Source organism: Bartonella sp. CL162QHHD (assembly GCF_042195435.1).
Classification (GTDB): domain Bacteria; phylum Pseudomonadota; class Alphaproteobacteria; order Rhizobiales; family Rhizobiaceae; genus Bartonella.
Window position 1 is genome coordinate 1 of sequence record NZ_JBHIOG010000001.1, and the last position, 19,082, is coordinate 19,082.

12 protein-coding genes and 1 pseudogene are annotated in these 19,082 nt (G+C 36.7%); 4 read left to right on the forward strand and 9 right to left on the reverse strand.

Going from position 1 to position 19,082, the window contains the following annotated elements:
• The 4 genes and pseudogenes from ACFILD_RS00005 to ACFILD_RS00020 form a co-directional block, all read left to right on the forward strand.
• Nucleotides 1-868, forward strand: an 868-nt coding sequence (locus ACFILD_RS00005) for a tyrosine-type recombinase/integrase (RefSeq protein ID WP_375664589.1), incomplete at its 5' end; no start/stop codon positions are given.
• 829 nt (nucleotides 869-1,697) lie between these two features.
• Entirely contained in the window at nucleotides 1,698-3,482 is a 1,785-nt protein-coding gene (locus ACFILD_RS00010; protein WP_375661013.1) for an MFS transporter, read from the forward strand.
• Nucleotides 3,472-3,759 carry a hypothetical protein gene (locus ACFILD_RS00015; protein ID WP_375661014.1) on the forward strand — a complete coding sequence of 96 codons (288 nt, stop codon included), beginning with the start codon at nucleotides 3,472-3,474 and terminating at the stop codon, nucleotides 3,757-3,759. Before ACFILD_RS00010 ends, ACFILD_RS00015 begins: the two co-directional genes overlap by 11 nt.
• 404 nt (nucleotides 3,760-4,163) lie before the next feature.
• Nucleotides 4,164-4,994, forward strand: a pseudogene (locus tag ACFILD_RS00020) (autotransporter domain-containing protein); the annotation flags it as partial.
• 549 nt (nucleotides 4,995-5,543) lie between these two features.
• Here ACFILD_RS00020 and ACFILD_RS00025 read toward each other — a convergent pair.
• The 9 genes from ACFILD_RS00025 to ACFILD_RS00065 all read right to left on the reverse strand — a co-directional run bounded on the left by ACFILD_RS00025 (nucleotide 5,544) and on the right by ACFILD_RS00065 (nucleotide 18,233).
• On the reverse strand, nucleotides 5,544-6,326 hold the full coding sequence (locus ACFILD_RS00025; protein ID WP_375631680.1) for an ABC transporter ATP-binding protein: 783 nt from the start codon (nucleotides 6,324-6,326) through the stop codon (nucleotides 5,544-5,546).
• A complete protein-coding gene (locus ACFILD_RS00030) occupies nucleotides 6,313-7,197 on the reverse strand; it encodes an ABC transporter ATP-binding protein (RefSeq protein ID WP_273790733.1) in 885 nt (294 codons plus the stop codon). Before ACFILD_RS00030 ends, ACFILD_RS00025 begins: the two co-directional genes overlap by 14 nt.
• The gene (locus ACFILD_RS00035) at nucleotides 7,190-8,119 is read right to left on the reverse strand and encodes an ABC transporter permease (RefSeq protein WP_273790732.1); all 930 of its coding nucleotides are present in this window, start codon (nucleotides 8,117-8,119) and stop codon (nucleotides 7,190-7,192) included. Before ACFILD_RS00035 ends, ACFILD_RS00030 begins: the two co-directional genes overlap by 8 nt.
• Before the next feature lie 2 nt (nucleotides 8,120-8,121).
• Complete coding sequence (locus tag ACFILD_RS00040; protein WP_375631682.1) at nucleotides 8,122-9,195, reverse strand: ABC transporter permease; 1,074 nt, start codon at nucleotides 9,193-9,195, stop codon at nucleotides 8,122-8,124.
• Nucleotides 9,196-9,306: 111 nt separating this feature from the next.
• Entirely contained in the window at nucleotides 9,307-10,923 is a 1,617-nt protein-coding gene (locus ACFILD_RS00045; protein WP_375664590.1) for an ABC transporter substrate-binding protein, read from the reverse strand.
• A 373-nt stretch (nucleotides 10,924-11,296) separates the two neighbouring features.
• Nucleotides 11,297-12,922, reverse strand: coding sequence for an ABC transporter substrate-binding protein (locus tag ACFILD_RS00050; RefSeq protein WP_375664591.1), 1,626 nt, complete (start codon nucleotides 12,920-12,922; stop codon nucleotides 11,297-11,299).
• Nucleotides 12,923-14,254: 1,332 nt separating this feature from the next.
• Nucleotides 14,255-14,884, reverse strand: a complete 630-nt coding sequence (locus ACFILD_RS00055) for a DNA-3-methyladenine glycosylase I (RefSeq protein WP_375664592.1) — start codon at nucleotides 14,882-14,884, stop codon at nucleotides 14,255-14,257.
• Nucleotides 14,862-16,292, reverse strand: coding sequence for an exodeoxyribonuclease VII large subunit (gene xseA / locus ACFILD_RS00060; RefSeq protein ID WP_273790727.1), 1,431 nt, complete (start codon nucleotides 16,290-16,292; stop codon nucleotides 14,862-14,864). Before xseA ends, ACFILD_RS00055 begins: the two co-directional genes overlap by 23 nt.
• A gap of 399 nt (nucleotides 16,293-16,691) precedes the next feature.
• Entirely contained in the window at nucleotides 16,692-18,233 is a 1,542-nt protein-coding gene (locus ACFILD_RS00065) for an ABC transporter substrate-binding protein (RefSeq protein ID WP_375664593.1), read from the reverse strand.
• Between the last annotated feature and the right edge of the window lie 849 nt (nucleotides 18,234-19,082).

Sequence of the window (19,082 nt, forward strand, 5' to 3'; positions counted from 1 at the left end):
TAAATCAAAAACCGGTAAACTTGTTGAAGGTTCATTTGCATGGCTGCTTAAACAATACTTTAACAGCTCTAATTGGCATAGTTACACTAAAGCTACAAAAAAACAAAAAGAACTCATCCTTATGAAGGTATGTGATACTATAGGAAACATTCCATACCAAGCAATTGAAAAGAAGCATATTATAGCCGGTGTTGAACGGCGTAAAGAAACACCAGCAATGGCTAGAAACTTTCTGAAAGCCCTTAATGGACTTTTTAATTGGGCAATTGATCAAGGTCTTTTAGAAAATAATCCAACAACAGGAGTAAGAAGACCAGCTCTTAACAACAAAGATGGATTTGTTGTTTGGACAGAAGAAGATGTTGAGAAGTATTATCAAAGATGGTCCCATGGTACCCATGAACGCGTTTGGATTGATGTCCTTTTGTATACGGGTTTGCGTCGTGGTGATGCGGTCCGCATTGGCTGGAAAGATGTAAAGAATAACATCATTCATCTTAAAACAGAGAAAAGTAAATTCCAAACAGATGTCTTTCTCCCAATTTTGCCAGAATTAGCCAAAACGCTTGAAGCAGGTCCTATTGGAGCAGAAACATTCATTTGTGGTAAAGAAGGTAAAAAACTAGTTAAAGAAAGTTTTGGCAACCTTTTTCGTGAGGCTTGTAACGTAGCAGAAATCAAAAAATCAGCACATGGCTTGAGAAAATTAGCAGCAACACGCGCAGCTAACTCTGGTGCAACAGTATCACAACTCAAAGCAATTTTTGGCTGGACAGATGACGCTATGGCATCTCTTTACACAAAGAGCGCAGACCGTAAAAAACTTGCTCTTGAAGCCATAAAAAAGCTTCAAAAAGATGAGGGATAGAGGCAAAAAAACTCAATAGAATCAAGATTCACCTATTCCCTCATATTAGACATAACTATTTTATTTTACTTGCTTTTTATTTGCTCTCATCGCCCACCATATAGCTTTACATTCCTATTCAGTTATTGATTCTTCATATATTTTTTAAAGATGAGAGATTCCTGAATAAAGTATTGTTATTTCTATGGATTCGACTAGTGTCCAAGGATATTATGATATACGGGGGCGAATAAATTTGATCGCTTGTGGAAAAACATTGAAACCGTTAAGAATCTTCAACCTCTGCAAAGTATAGGAATAAGAGCGACAGTTACCAAAGAGATTCTAGAAAATATTATTAATTTTATCGATTTTTGTATAAGCAAAGATGTCGATTATATCGGATTCAGCCCGCTCGATACGTCGTCATTTAGTTTTTCTAGAAAAAATAATACAAAGGATCGATCTAAGGCTTTAAGAAACAAAACTCTTCCGCCAAACACTTCACTTTTTCATTTGAGAGATAAATTATCAAGGAAAGAATCCCCCCTCCAGATTTATATAGATAAAAAGTTCCAAGAAAGGAAAATCTCATGGACGTCACAAAATTTTGTAAATTGTATTAATTATTACTTAGGCGAAAATTCTATGTACATTTCGTCGCCGTTAATGTGTTTATTTCCATTTTCATCCTTGGTATTGGACTATAATGGAGATTTAAAAAATTGCTTTTATTCAGAAGCTTTTGGGAATCTACAAAATTATGAGGCAATAGATTGGTCTGCTCAGAGCGTTTTAAAATCTTTGAAAGAATCTGGCGCATGTAGCGGATGTCGTGGGAAGGTGTTTTGTGGATAAGGTTAAGCAATTTAAGATTTATAGTGTTAGCAAGTCTACTGCTCTAGTGGTTGCTGTTTTACCACTTTTTTTGTCGGAAAAATTGCATTTGTCACAAGCGGATATTGTTTTAATCGGTAGTTATTTTTTATTGCTTCCTTTGATCTTAGAAGTCCCCTTGGGTTTATTATCAGATGTTTATGGAAGTAAACGCATTATTTATACTGGGCTGTTTTTCTTTCTTTGCGGTTTTTTAGCTCTTTTTATGAATTATGCATATTTTGCTTACGCCACTTATTTGTTGTGTATCACATTAGCAGCCGCTTGTTTCTCAGGTGCGGAAGATAGTTTACTCTTTTCTGTAGTACCAAAGCATCGCACACTGTTTTCCGTTAAGTCCGAAGTGGCTGCTGTTACCTATAGTGTGACAACGGTACTTATTTTTTTAGGAGGAATACTTTATTATGTGCATCCTGCATTGCCTGTGATTTTTCAAGTCCTTTCATTAATTTTTGCTATTTTTATGTTTTCAAAACTGACGAAGGGATTAGATAGTTTTCATATCAACGCTCATCCGAATATTTTCACAGTTATGTGCGCCAGCCGTAAAGAAGTCAAAAATCCTTATCGCTTCACTCTTATTTTTTTAAGTGCAGTTTCAGCTTTTGCTATTTTGGTTAATAATCGAACTGTTTCTATCGCATTTTCTGATTTTTTGCCATTTCAACCTGCTATTTTGGTTTCGATTATTTTTATCATTGGGAATTTTTTTTCAGCAAGTTCCAATATATTGTTTCAGAAGTATTTTTCAAAGTTTCAAAATCCTATTTTCCCCGTCTTAATGATTGGTTGTATGGTAACCATTGCTTTTTTTCTCATGTCATTTCAAATTATTGCGGCTCTTATATTAGGATTTTTACTGCTATGTGTTTTTAAATCTGCTTATCGATCTTATCTGTCGTCTCTTCTTATCAATTCACTGATTGATCCCAAAGCTATCGCGACTGTTTTATCATTTACAGCCATTATTACAGCTGTTGTATCCTTTGCATTCAGTTTTTTATACGGTCATGTTTTTTCAACATTCTGGCAAGCTAATTTATGGTTGGCAGTGATTATGGCTGTGATTTTTGGGGTGTCTGCTTTAATTATTTTTGTCAGAAAACAAGAAATCATTTGGTTACAGCCTGAAAATGCACAATCGTCAAAACAACATTTCTTGAAACGCAAGCATCAAGAGTTTTGCTATGGGCAAATTTATCCGGAAGCATCGTGCATTAATGAAAACATAAAGGATGGCTCTTTTCGACAAAGTCTCTATCCTGCACCAAATTTGATAACACTTTGCGATGAAGTAGTCGAATGGGAGTTTATCCGGGGTATTGTATTGAGCCAAATGGATTTGCTACATCAAAAGGCGATTATTGATCAAATCAATAAGATCTTTCAAGATCGATTAAGCAAGAATATAATCTTATCACATGGAGATTTACATCCTGATAATATCATTGTTACTCCTGATAGTTCTTTTATGGTAGTGGATTGGGATTTATGTCAAGAAGCCAGTCCGGAATTGGATATCTTAACATTTTTCACCAGTCCAAGATTATCTCTCAATTTAGAAGAACGGATAGACTATATTTCTCATTTGCTGTCTATATCAAAGGATGAAGCTTTACCAATGATAAAAGCGTTTGTGGCTAAAAAAATTTCTGATCTTTGTCTATACCAAAATATTTTCATGAAAAAATTAGTATTGGATTATATAAACTTGAATAAGAAATTTCATGGGCGATAATATTGTAATTTGTAATAAAAATTGCAGTGCGGGCTGCAATCATTGTCCGTATTCGATGGAATGTATGGTGAGAGATGATGCGTTGCCTGAATCTTTATATACAATAAATGACATAAAATCTGATTTTATTATTCTTTCTGGTGGAGAGCCTTTTGAGCTCGATTATGATTTACTTCATAAATATACTTGTGTGTGTCTCATTTGTAAAAAATATTTTCGGATTGCAACAGGGGGGGCATATCTATATTCAACCATATTTGAAGCTATTAAAGAGTAATCTGTTCTTTTTAGGGATACAAATAGGCACAGATGTTATTTCAGAGATAAGAAATCTAGACAGTAAAAAATATAAACAAAAGTGGGTGCGTAACATAGAATGTATGAAAAAATATAGCGTACCATATAGTGTGACGATTACTTTATCGGAGAGATTCGATTTGGCAGAAGTGTTAGCTCTAATATGTATCGCTACTCCCGAGTTCATTTTAGTTAATTTTGAAAATAGAAAAAAGTACGAGAATACATTTCAGTTAAATATGATACGGGATTTTTTTTCTGGCTGTGAGATAAAATATGGATATACGCATCAGGGTTTACACCAATAAATATAAACTATCGGATTCTTTTCACAGTTCTTCTGGTGTGTTAGTTGAAAAAACAGATGTCTTAAGGAAAGAATAAGACAAACGGAATGGCTTCTTCTTATACGTCTATGGAAAACAGGAAGCTTATTTTCTTATAAGTAGTGCTCCTAGTAAATATGGTTATAGCAGTGCTCATCTTCGCTATGCTGCTCTACAAGGAGCTGTTAACCTTGTCGCGCAGAAAGGAAAAATATCTACAATACATTTTGGTCTTTTCGGAACCTACGGGCAACTCTCCTTCACTCCAAAGAATATGCAAGACAGCAAGTAAGAGCATATTGAATAAATGGTCATTTCAACTCACCGCCTAAGGCAGTAAATAGCGTGACAGTGGTTTCTATCTTGATACGCTGTTATCCTATGGCTTCCTAAAGGGAAAGATCACCAATGCCCTCATTAATACAACCGCAAAATTGAAAAATACAAAAATGTTGGCGATCTCCACAAATGTTGGCAAACAATTTGCAACGGGTATTCAAGGCGTAACATTCAAACCGCAGGCACAGCTTGCCTATCAACATTTGATGTTTGATACCATTAAAGATGCTGATAATCTGACCATTGACATGCAAAATCCTTCTCAATGGATAATCCGTGTTGGTGGACGTTTGAAAAAAACCATTGCCACTGAAAACAGCCGTCCTATGTCTTTCTATGGAAAAGTAAACTTGATCAAAACCTTTGGTGATGATCAGACACTCCATATCGATAAGAATTATAAACGTGCCCCCTCGGGAAGTTTCGTTGAAGGTGGGCCACAATTGTCCGCTAACCTCTCCCTTCATGGTGATGTCAGCTATCAACAAAAGCTTCAAAAACTGGTATAAGTGGTGCAAGCTTTTCAGGAAGAATACGCTATCAGTTTTAAATAACGACTGTAAAAAACAGCCCATTCAATTTAACAAAAAGGCAGCATATTGCTGCCTTTTTGGCTTATTATAAGCTGTTTTTAAGCGCTTTTTTAAATAGAGAACAGCGAAATATTTGAAGACTGTCATTGACCATTGAATGTTTTTTACAAAAAATTCTTTTTATAAAGAATAAAACTGTAAAAAGAGAACAACCAAAAACAAAATAATATTGAAAAATAATGTGAAGCTTTTCTAGAAAATACAGTATTACTATCTTTTGTTATTTCTCACAAATTTAATGCTTTAAATGCCAAAATAAAACTTTTGAACATAAAATGATAAGTAAAAATAATGTAACAATATTAAACAAAGGGATGTATGTTATAAGTCACTCGTATATTTCAAAATGGGAGTTCTAGTAGGATTTAAAATATTATAGCTCAAACACTGCCCAGCAAATTCATACTGGAAAAATCCTATTATGCCCTTCCCTCTTAACAATACCGCCAAACATCACCAGAAACTTCAAAACAAATAAAATTGCATTTTCTCTTCTGTAAAATGGATCATGCTCTTTGCTCTCTATGGACAATAGGCTCTATACTTGCTTCAAAAAACTCCTTTGTATAATCGTGTTGCGCACGTAGATTACGCAATTCATCATTGCTAAGCTCTTCAAGAATAATCCCTTTATGCATAATTCCAACACGTTCACAAATATGTGCAACAACAGCAAGATCATGGGATACCATTAAATAAGTAAGCTTTTTTCTCACGCGCAATGATTTCAACAAGTTTAAAATTTCAGCCTGTACCGACACATCCAATGCAGATGTTGGCTCATCAAGCAATAACACCTCTGGCTCAATAATTAAAGCACGTGCAAGAGCAATACGCTGACGCTGCCCTCCAGACAACTCATGAGGATAACGATAAAGAAATGAAGAATCTAAACCAACGGAATCTAAAGCATCCTCTACCCGCTCTCTTTGATTATCCATCCCATGGATTTTGAGCGATTCAGAAAGAACCGTATGGACCATTTTTCTTGGATGCAGCGAAGCATAAGGATCTTGAAAAACCATTTGAATACAGCGTAAAAAATCCTTACTTCTTTTCTTTTCAACTTCTTGTCCAGCAAAAAGAAACTTTCCACTATAATCTGGAATAAGCCCCACCAATGTATTCAAAATAGTTGACTTTCCACATCCGGATTCACCAATCAAACCATAAGCTTCACCACGCTTAATATGAAAATTAACATTTTTAACAACTGTTACTGCCTTATGCCTATGACCAAAAGTTACAGATAAATTAGAAACATCAATAATATTCTCACAATTTGTCATGAGGAACCTCCTCAACACCATTAACAATCGTAGGATTATACAACCAATCAGGATCACGCTCAGGTACAGCCAAAATATCAACTGGATTATCAAGCCGTGGCAAACTCGCGAGCAACGCCTTTGTATAAGGATGACAAGCGTGAGACAAATCAGAAGCAGGCAACTCTTCTAGCACACGGCCCGCATACATCACTAAAATACGATCACAAAAATCAGCAATCATATTTAAATCATGACTAATGAAAATAAGTCCCGTTCCAGACTTTGTAACAAGTTCATCTAATACGGATAAAACTTGCCGTCTGACCGTAATATCAAGCGCAGATGTTGGTTCATCGGCAATAATTAAATCAGGTTTTGGAATGAGCATCATTGCAATCATCACACGCTGCCCCATCCCCCCAGATATTTCATGAGGAAAGAGACGCATCACATGTTCAGGATCACGAATATGAACAGATTCTAACATAGATATGGTGCGCTCCCGCGCTTCAGCTTTTGAAACACGATAATGAATACGGTAAGCCTCCATAATCTGTTCCCCGATCCGTATTAATGGATTAAGTGAATATTTGGGGTCCTGTAAAATCATTGAAATACGTTTCCCACGGATTTTTCGCATCTGAGGTTCACTTGCGGCCAATAAATCAACATCCTCAAAGCGCATTTTTTTAGCTTTAACAATGGCTGCTTTTGGACTTAACCTTAGTATTGCGCGCCCAGTCATCGATTTTCCAGATCCGGATTCACCAACAATTCCAATTTTTTCTTTTCCAACAGAAAAACTAACGCCACGCACAACTTCTGAAATGCCGCGCGTTGTAGGAAAAGAAATACGTAAATCTTCTACTTCTAATAATTTATTACCCATTGCGTGGATCCAATACATCACGAAGACCATCACCTAAAAGGTTGAAAGCAAGACTTGCAAATAATATTGCACAGCCTGGTATTGCCGCCAACCACCAATTTGTCATCATAAATTCCCGCCCTGAAGAAAGCATCGCACCCCATTCAGGACTTGGAAGTTGAGCTCCCAACCCTAAAAAACCAAGACCAGCAGCCGTTAAAATAATTCCAGACATATCCAAAGTTAATCGTACAATCACTGAAGGAATACACATGGGCGCAACATGAAACAAAATAATTCGCCAAGCAGAGGCCCCTTGCAAACGAACTACAGAAACATAATCAGAAGAACGTATTGTCAAAGTCTCAGCACGTGCTAAACGTGCAATTGGCGGCCATGCTGCAATTGAAATTGCAATAGAAGCATTTTCAATCCCTGGTCCCAATGCGGCTGAAAATGCAAGAGCTAAAATCAAACCTGGAAAAGCAAGAAAAATATCGACAATACGCATGAGCACAGTATCAACCCATCCGCCCATATAACCAGATACAGTTCCTACAATAAGCCCTATTGGACCTACAATAACTGTTGTAAGAAAAACAACATAAAGAGTAATACGGGAACCAAAAACAAGGCGACTAAAAATGTCACGTCCCAATTCATCTGTTCCAAAATAATGCGCCATAGAGGGTGGCTGCAACCGATGCCCTAGATCATTGCTAAGAAAATCATGCGTAGCAATCCAAGGAGCAAAAAATGCACATATAATAATAATACAAATAATAAGCAGACCGAATACAGCTGAAAAGTTATGAAAAAACTTAGCCAGTGCGTGATAAATTCTTTGTATGTTCGCTTGAATTATGGAGTTTGGAACAGGATCGTTTAACCAACTACCCAAAGAAGATGATGATTGCGATTTATGATGATTACTTACTGTCATATTCAACGTGTCCTTGGATCAAAAATGCGATAAAGCAAATCAGAAAATAAATTAATGGCGACAAAGATAAATCCTACAAGTAAAGTACATCCTACAACTGCATTCATATCTCCGGCTAAAAGAGCATTTGTCAAATAATGTCCAAAACCAGGCCAAGCAAAAACTGTCTCCGTTAAAACAGCCCCTTCTAATAAAAAAGCATAAGAAAGCGCAACAACAGTAATAATTTGAACAGCAGCATTTCGAAAGGCATGCCCCCAAACGGTTCGCGCCCACGATAATCCCTTTACACGTGCAGTAATGATATATTCCTGATTAAGCTGCTCAATCATAAACCCACGAGTCATACGGCTAATATAAGCCATAGCACCGAAAGCCAAGATCAAAGCAGGCATAATAACGTGACTAAAAACATTACCAAAAGCCTCCCATTGTCCTTGGCTTGCCGTATCCCAAAGGAAAAATCCTGTTTTTGGTTCAAAAGAATATTCATAAAGAAAATCAATACGTCCTGGGCCACCAACCCAGCCAAGCTTGGCGTAAAATATTAACAACGCCATTAATCCGAGCCAAAACGTTGGAGTAGAATAACTTACAAGTGTAAAAACACGGACAACATAATCAATAAATGAATCGCGATACATTGCTGCAAAAACACCAAATGGAATTCCAAGAGTTGTGCCAATAACAATAGCAACGGTTGCAAGCTCTAATGTTGCAGGAAATACACGCATAATATCGGCTAGAACAGGTCGCCCAGAAGTTAAAGCATCTCCAAAGTCAAACAAAAATACATTATGAAGATACTTCCAATATTGGACAATCAACGGCTTATCAAGACCCAGCTTATAATACATTGCATCATAAGCTTCCTGACTGATATTATCACCAAGAATAGACAGAACCGGATCTAGAGGAAGAAGATGACCAAGAAAAAAAGTGATCGTCACCAACCCAAGCAATGTGATAAAAACTGAAATAAGAAGTTTCAATCCTTTGCATAAAAAATCCCATAAAAATAATTTTTTCTGCTTTTCTGATACAGCTCTTTCAGTCTCTGAAAGTGGCAAAACCATTATAAAAATCCCCTCTGTAGCGACAAAACATAAAGCAAATACCTCTTTTTATATAACGAAACAACCTCTTATGAAGCATGTTCTACAATCCTTCTCTATAACATGCTTCTTTTATTTTTCTGCTTCATTGTAATAAAGTCTATAACTGTTCCAAATCCATTTTTTGACATCAGGTCCCATACCAACGGTATAATATGTCTGAAATAAATAAACCATAGGACCATGCTCTAACACATAATGCTGTAAAGTACGATATTGCACAATGCGCTTATTGGGGTCTTGCTCAAACAAAGCATCCATCACCATGTTATTAATATTTTCATCATAATACCCAGCGCGCCAAGCTAAATACATACTGTGCTTTTTTGTAAATGTTGGATCAGGGTTAAACACGTGATTTAATGAAGCAGGATGTCCATCAGGATCGGCACTCCCCCACCCCATAAGTGCAGTATCATAATTTCCACCACGTACACGGCTCAACAATTGATTTTGTGCCATTTTTTCAATTGTAAGCTCAACACCAATTTTGCGTGCATTGGCTTGAATAGACTGTGCAACAGACGACATATAACTAAGGCTTCCAACTAAAAGATTAGCTTTAAACCCATTAGGATAACCAGCTTCAGTAATCAGTTGTTTTGCTTTTTTCAAATCCAACTGAAAAGGCAAACCTTCTTTTTCATCTAAAGCACCTGGAACACCTAAAGACATATAAGTTGCCCGAGGAATAGCAATTCCTTTCAAAACAGTTTTTCCAAGACCTTCATAATCAACCAAATAACGAAGTGCCAGTCTGACCTTTTCATTCGCAAAAATTGCATTCTTATTATTTAACGATAGGTAAATAATCTGCGGACGCAAAACACGACTAATTTTGACTGAGCCTCCCTTTTTTTCAAGATCTAAAATATCCTCTGAAGAAAGATCACGCACTATATCCACATCACCTTTTTCCAAAAGAAGTCTTTGACTTGATGAATCCGCTACATGCTGCACAACAATCTGCTTAATTTTAGGCACATCGCCCCAATAATGCTGTGTCGCCTCTAACACAACTTTATCTCCTGGAGACCAGCTCACCAATTTATAAGGTCCAACACAAGCTGAATGTGTTGCTAAATATTTATTCCCCATATCACCGTTAATACTCTGTGCTTCAATTGTTTCCCGATCAAGCAAAGCAGAAGCATAAGATTGTCCAATAACAGTCAATATGAGCTGAATAGGATAGGGTTTATCTAATTTTAATTGTAAAGTCTTATCATCAAGTGCCTGAATATTTGTTTCAACATTGTTTTTGGTAAACCCATAATCCATTAAAGATTGAGCATAGCTTAATCCTAATTTAATAATCCGTCGCATCGACCATACCAGATCTTGCGCTGTAGCCGTCCTTCCGTCATTAAACTTTAAATCATCACGAAGATGAAAAACTATTCTTTTGCCATTATCTAAAACGTCCCAAGATTTTGCCATAGCAGGGCGAATTTTTGTAGGATCATGCTCGTCATATTGCACTAACGCGCTGCAAATATTCGTCAATAACTCACTCGTCACAACCTCAACAGTTTGCGCTGGATCAAAACTACTAATTGAATCAACATTCCACGCCATTACCAATATATCTTTAGATGAAGCACTGAATGCCGATGTTACAGCCCCATTAAAAAAAACGATTGAGCTTAATAAAATAGAAAAATTTTTCAATATTCTTTGTTTTCCCATTTTATCTCTTCCTTTTGTATTCTTCTACCTTTTCACACAAAGTGATTTTGATTTTGCTCTTTCATCTTTTAAATAGCATAGCATTAGACATCAATTTCATTTCATCAAACTAAGCATCTATAAAATAATTTTCTTATACATCAGTCTATATTCTGTATGCAGAGAATCTATAACTATAAACAAAGATCCTCCCCAATATAACTTTCTATATTCATCGCTCCCTATAAACGATCTTAATTACATACTGCTACTGCACAAACATCCCTCACAATTTCATCCTTAAAAAACTGAAGAGCTTTTATATGGGAGAATATTTTCATCATGCAATTATGATTAAGCTCTTTTTAGCTTTGACAACATTAAAAAGACACTCTTATTTTTCAATTGCACTATAAAAAATACGCGGTGCACTATTCCAAACCCACTTTTTGACATCAGGCGTCATCGCGACAACGCTATATTGTTGAAAGATAAACGCATAAGGTCCTTTTTGCATAAGTTCACGTTGTAAATCAGCATAGAGTTGTGCCCGTTTTTGCGGATCTTTTTGAAACAGCGCCTCTTCAACTTTTTGATTCATCTTGGCATCAAAATACCCATGCTTCCAACTAGGATAGGCTGTATTTCTAGCCTCAAACCGATTATCTGGATTGAAAATAAGACGTGAAGCCATTGTATGAGGATCCGCAGAATCATTATTCCATCCGATAAAAGCCGTATCAAAAGCCCGTGCATTCACTTTTGAAAACAACTGTGTACCTGCTACACGTTCAATTTTAAGACGCACGCCCGCCTGTGCTGCACTATCTTGAAGTGACTGAGCAAGTAACAAAGTATAAGGAGTGTTTGACACGAGAAAATTTGCCTCAAATCCGTTCGGATAACCGGCTTCTGCTAAAAGCTGTTTTGCTTTTTGAATATCAAGCTTAAAGGGTTGCCCCTCTTTTTCATCTAAAGCCCCAAAATTACCAAGAGGAATAAAACTGGCCCGTGGAATACCAATCCCTTTAAGAAGCTTCTTGCCAAGACCTTCATAATCTATAAGATAACGCATCGCCAAGCGCACTTTTTCCTTAGCAAAAATAGGATTCGTCGTATTGAATCCCCAGTACATCATAGTTGGCACTAACACTTTTTCAACTTTAACATCTGTTGTTTTTTGCAGATCTGCAAGATCTTCAGGTGTCAAATTACGAGCAACATCAATATCATGTTTTTGCAACAACAAGCGTTGTGTTCCGGGCTCTGCAACATGGCGAATTAAAATCTGCTTCAGTTTAGGCGCTTGTCCCCAATAGTGAGAGCTTGCACGCAACAAAAGAGCTTCTCCAGGGCGCCAACTTTTTAACTGATAAGGACCAACACAAGCAGCATGACTCTTCAAATACTGATTTCCCAAATCACCATCTTTTTCGTGTTTCATAATCGTCTTACGATCAAGTAAAGCTGTTGCACGACTCGCAACAATATTATTAAGAATAAGCTCTGCTGGATAAGGTTTATCAAATTTCATCACAACTGTTTTCTTATCGGGAGCTTGCAAAGCATCATCAACATTTTGTTCTGTAATTCCATATTCATTAAAAATTGCCGCATTACCCATCTTCAATTTGACAATCCGCTTCATACCCCAAACAAGATCATTGGCATTGGCTGATCTGCCATCATTAAACTTCAAACCATCACGCAAATGAAAAGTAATCACCGTACTGTGATCATCACCTGAAACATCCCAATGCGTTGCTAAAGCAGGAACCATTTTAGCAGGATCATCTGTCGCAGTACTCACCAAGTTATCACAAACATTGTAAATAATTTCACTTGCATAAACATCATTGCTTTGGGCGGGATCAAACGTACTGATTGCATCAAGATTCCAAGCCATCACAAGGGTATTAGCCGGTGTTTTTGCTGAAACCTGTTGTACAACTACCCCCAAAGCCATAAGAGTAGCAACAAGAGAGCTGCTACTTTTTAATATTGTTTTCTTCAAGTTCATAAACTTTTCCCTTTATTTATTTTTTATCAATTAATGACGCTGAAATAATATAGCAAATTTATAATTATAATATTGAATAAATACGTTCTAATCGCTTATATTTTTAATCACCTACACAGAGTCATCTACTTGATAAATTCATTGACTTACGTCTCAATAAACCATAGCGAACATGCAATATATGTTTTGCTAACCAGTATTACATTCTTTTCATAACCTTTCTTTGCATATGATAATGCACTATATCAGTTCCCTATTAATCATCAATAAGCCTTATCGCCCCAAAAAATAGTGAGCTTTTAAAAATCATTACGCAAAAATTTATGAATTCATTATTCTATTCCTTTAGGCGATATTTAAAATAAAATATGCAAACTTTAAAAATAGTTATCCCCCTCAAACACTCAGTTTCAAGATGCGGCGCATCTTTACTACATGACAAAAACGACACTGGAATAGCAGAAAGACATAAGAAAATATCTTTTCTAAAACGCTATCCCCCACAAAAAGCTGCTTAATCTTTTGAAAAATAAGTGTCAAAAGTTTTACGTTTTTACCAACAAAACCAAACGCGTTAACAAAGATAAAGGAAAAATGAGAAGAATCATTCCTTCCACGCTTTATCTTTTGAGAAATAAAGCTTACAATAAAAGAATACACACTAAAATGCATTCCCCCATTGATAAAAACAAAATTCATTAGACGCTTCCCCCCTAAAGACATAACGAATATAAACCCTTCTAAACTTTAGTGTGCATCATTGCTTTGCCACTATAAAAATAGAGCATAAAAAAACATACAGCAACAGAACTCTCGTTTCCAGCGGAAACATACAGAGATTCAACGAAGCAATGTAGTGGATACAAGCCTGCATGAGCTTAATCATCTTCCAAAAAATTGGAGCGCACACGCGGCAAGATCACTCTACTAATAGAGGAAAGCTATCAGATAATAAAACCCAACACAAGCAGCTTGAGTCATTTAACTTCAATTTTTCATCGCTGTATTTTATTTTTATTACCTAGGTAAGCATTGAGCAATCGACCTACATATAAATAAACCGACAGTCATACAAGCAAAGTAAAACAATGCAACAACAGCACCCCATCTAAAAACCACTTTGCATTCGTCAATAAGCATGAATAAAATATTCATTAATTATAACGGTCATGTCATTAACAGAAATAAAAAAAACTCTTCTCAACCATTACAATTGTATAGTTTGTATATTTCAATTATCTTATACAGTGAAATTGTATAATCTATACATTTATTAAATAATTCAATTATTATCCTATTGATCATTACTCTTACAAAAGACAGTTTGCCAATTTATCGACAAAAACATCCTTCAAGATGATCATTAACAATCCCTACGGACTGCATAAAAGCATAACAAATTGTGGGACCAACGAATGTCCAGCCACGTTTCTTCAAGTCTTGAGAAAGACGAATAGAAGCAGGTGTCATAGGGTTAGCCAACAGTGTTTGAAAATCTATTTTTTCATAACGCTCTGATGGTGGTGGCTGAAAAGACCAAAAATAGTGGGACAAACTTCCCCACTCTGTTATAATTTCTTGTGCTCTCAATGCGTTATTAAGCACTGATTGAATTTTTCCTTGATGGCGAACAATGTCTTTATTCTGCATTAACATTTGCACCTTTAGCTCATCATAATGAGCAATCTTTTCAAAGTCAAAGTGATCAAATGCAATGCGAAAAAAAAAGCGTTTTTTTAAAATTGTAAACCAAGAAAGTCCCGCTTGGAAACCTTCAAGACAAATTTTCTCAAACAAACGAATATTCTCAAAAATAGGCTTTCCCCATTCGGTATCATGATAAGCACAATAAAGTGGATCCGTTCCAGCCCATGCGCAACGAACTTTTCCATCCACTCCCTTAAGAAGACCTTCCGCAAGCATGGCATTAACCCCCGTATTAAAAGAGCATTCCTTGATCATCGCTAGGCGACTTTATTTGCTTGTGTTTTGAACGTTTAGCGGAAATAGGCTCTTGTGTTGCAACACTGATATCTCCATCAAAAAAACGTAAATTTATGTGCCCCGTTTCTGGAAACTGAGCCAAGCGTTTAATGGGCTTATTCTCTTTCCCCAAAGCCAAAACAAAACCGCGCTCCAAAATATTCTGATATGAAGTGCTTTTTAAAAGCCTAGATACTACCTCTAACCCAGCACGTTGTTTTTCCACACTACGCACAAAAGCACGCTGAAGACGTGCCGTATATTCCTTTGTATTGCGTTGTGCTTTTTCACTATTTAACAAACGCGGTGAAAGACGCACACCAAGTGCATGAAAAGAAAAACGTTTTTTATCGTAGCTCACACAAAGAGCACGCTGCAATCGACTTGAAGTTTCATCCAAACCACGCCGTGGTAGAGCAAAAAGTTGATCGGCAGTCGGAAGAGCTCGTAGAGTAGCTCGCAATTTTTGTCGATAAAAATCCAAATAACGCGCTAGTCCCTTGCGCAAACGTGCACCAAGCGATGCCACCAGCACCTCAAGATCAAGCTTAACAGGAACAGCCCGTTCTGCTGCGGCGGTGGGAGTTGGAGCACGCCAATCAGCCACATAATCAATCAAGGTCCAGTCCGTTTCATGCCCAACAGCAGAAATAACAGGAAGAGAAGATTCATAAACAGCACGAACAACAGCTTCGTCATTAAACCCCCACAAATCTTCTAAACTTCCCCCTCCCCGTGCAACAATAATAAGATCAGGCTTAGGAACAACTCCTCCTAAAGGCAACGCATTAAAACCTTCAACAGCAACAGCCACTTCTTTCCCACTTGTTTCCCCCTGAACACGTACAGGCCAAACCAAAATATGCAACGGAAAACGATCGGATATACGATGAATAATATCACGAATAACAGCACCTGTTGGTGATGTTACAACGCCTATAATTCGAGGCATATAAGGCAAAGTTTTTTTCTTAGCTTCATCAAACAAGCCTTCTTCTAAAAACTTTTTCTTACGATTTTCAAGGAGTGTCATCAAAGCACCAATCCCTGTTGGTTCAAGAGCCTCAATGACAATTTGATATTTCGATGATCCTGGATACGTCGTAAGTTTACCAACAGCAATCACTTCCATCCCTTCTTCAGGAGGAAATTTGAGCTTTTCCATCATTCCACGCCAAATAACAGCTTCCAACCGTGCCTTATCATCTTTTAAAGCAAAATAAGCATGTCCCGAAGCATGAGTACCACGGTAACCTGATATCTCCCCACGTACCCGTACATAACCAAACTTTTCTTCAACAACACGCTTTAGGGCCCCTGCTATTTCGGAAACAGTGAATTCTGCCACATTTGTTACACCTGTTTTTTCACTAAACAAACTTACCATTTTTCAATTCTTTACGCCCGTTTCTGTGAATCTTTTTGAAACAATACATCTTTAAACTTTTGATTTATAGCTTCATCAAAATACCCATAACACCGGCTAGAGTAGTTTATATTTTTAATTTCAAATCGATTATCAGGGTTGTAAAAAAACTTGAAGCCGTTTTATGGGGATATCTAAAGTCATTATTTTATTCGAAAATTGTATCAATAGAAGTTTAAATATTCAATCTTAACATTCACACAAACACATCTTTCATAAGAATTCCTGAAATAAAATTCTCTACACAACATAGAAATCCATTCCCGATAAAATTCAACGTATTGCAAAGTGTTAAAGAGCTTTGCAATACATCAAATATATCATGATCATGTTTTTTATATTTTATAAACCTGATCCTTCTTATTTTTCAATTGCACTATAAAAAATACGTGGTGCACTATTCCAAACCCATTTTTTAACATCAGGTGTCATCGCTATCGTGTGATACGTCTGATAGATAAAAGCATAAGGTCCTTTCTGCATAAATTCACGTTGCAAATCAGCATACATTTGCGCCCGTTTTTTTGGATCTTTTTGAAACAACGCATCTTGAACCTTTTGATTCATAGTTTCATCCAAATACCCATNATCATTATTCCATCCGAAAAAAATCGTATCAAAAGTACGTGCAGATAGTTTTGAAAATAACTGCGTGCCTACGAAACGTTCAATTTTAAAACGCACCCCCACCTTTTTTGCATTGTCTTGGAGGGACTGAGCAATAGGCAAAGCAAAAGGATAAGGAGAGGCACCAGCAAAAATACTGGCCTCAAAACCATCAGGATAACCTGCCTCTGTTAAAAGTTGCTTTGCTTTTGGGAGATCAAGTTTAAAGGGTTGTCCTTCTTTTTCATCCAAAGCCCCAAGATTACCAAGAGGAATAAAACTTGCACGTGGAATACCAACATCTTTGAGAAGAGTCTTACCGAGTCCTTCATAGTCAATAAGATAGCGCATCGCTAAACGTACTTTTTCATTGGCAAAAATTGGATTTGTCACATTGAACCCCCATATGATCACGGATGGCTCTAACACTCTTTCAACTTTAATATCCGTTGTTGCTTGGAGATCTGCCAAATCCTCTGGCATCAGATTACGTGCAACATCGATATCGTGTTTTTGCAACAATAAACGTTGTGTTCCAGGTTCCGCAACATGGCGAATTAAAATCTTCTTCAATTTAGGCGCCTCCCCCCAATAATTGGAGCTTGCACGCAACAAAATCCCTTCTCCAGGACGCCAACTCTCTAGCTGATAAGGACCAACACAAGCAGAATGACTTGCCAAATACCGGTTTCCCATATCACCATTTTTTTCGTGTTTCATGAGTGTCTCACGATCAAGCAAAGCAAGAGTACGACTAGTGGCAAAATGGCTAAGAATAAGCTCTGCTGGATAAGGTTTATCAAATTTCATCACCACCGTTTTGTCATCCGGTGCTTGAAAAGCCTCATCAACGTTTTGTTCTGTAATCCCATATTCATTAAATGTCGCCGCAGTAGCCATCTTCAATTGAACAACCCGCTTCATGCTCCAAATCAGATCATTAGCATTCGCAGGACGACCATCGTTGAACTTCAAACCATCACGCAAATGAAAAGTAATCACAGTACTCTGATCATCACTTGAAACATCCCAACTCTTCGCTAACGAAGGAACCATTTTAGCAGCATCATCTGTAGCAGAAACGACTAAATTATCACAAACATTGACAAGAACTTCATTACCATAACGATCATTGATTTGTGCGGGATCAAATGTACTTATTGTATCAAGATTCCAAGCCATCACAAGCGTATCAGCAGGTGTTTTCGCTGAAACTTGTTGCACAAACATCCCCATTGCAAGAACAGCAGAAACAAAAGAACTGCCATTTTTCAATATTTTTCTTTTCACGTTCATAGAATTTTCCTTTTAAGATTTAAGGTTATTATATAACTTCCCCATGTGACAACATGCAAAAATGATAAGATCATGCTTAGAAAACACGCCTCCTAGAGGTAAAACATCAAAACTTCCAAGAGCAGCAACCACTTTTCAAAAGCTCATCCCCCCGAACACGTATAGGACAAATGAACATATGCAACGCAAAACGATCTGATTAAAATAAAGCTATCACGCACGATAGCACGCGACATCACGGCACTTACAATTCAGAGCATATCAGGCCAAAATTCTTCTTTGCTTCATCAAAAAGATTTCTTCTTCAAGTTTCTTCTTGCTATTTTCTAAAAAGTATCATCAAAGCGCTACTCTAATTGCTTCAAAAACCTCAAGACAATTTAATATTTTGATGATTCTGAATAAATTTTTTAGTAACCACTTTCACCCTTTTTCAGAAGAAAATTCGAACTTTATTATAACTCCGTATCAAATAACAGCTTCGAACCTATAGATTATCATATTTTAAGTCATAAGGAGTGTACTGAGGTATAAGAAGAGTAGCGTGATGTTTCCCCACGTATCTGCATAAAATAGTTTTTTCACTAAAACATTTTAAAGTCCCCCATTTTTTCAGAAACACTAAATTTTGCTTTATTCGTTACACCTGTCTTTTGCAACAAACAAATTTATTACTTTTTTATACACATAAATTGAAATATAAAATATTAATATCTATACACGTAGAATTTATCGAGATAAATAACCTTTCTTCCCAATAGAATGTTTTGAAATAAAATTCTCTACACAACATAGAAATCCATTCCCGATAAAATTCAACGTATTGCAAAGTGTTAAAGAGCTTTGCAA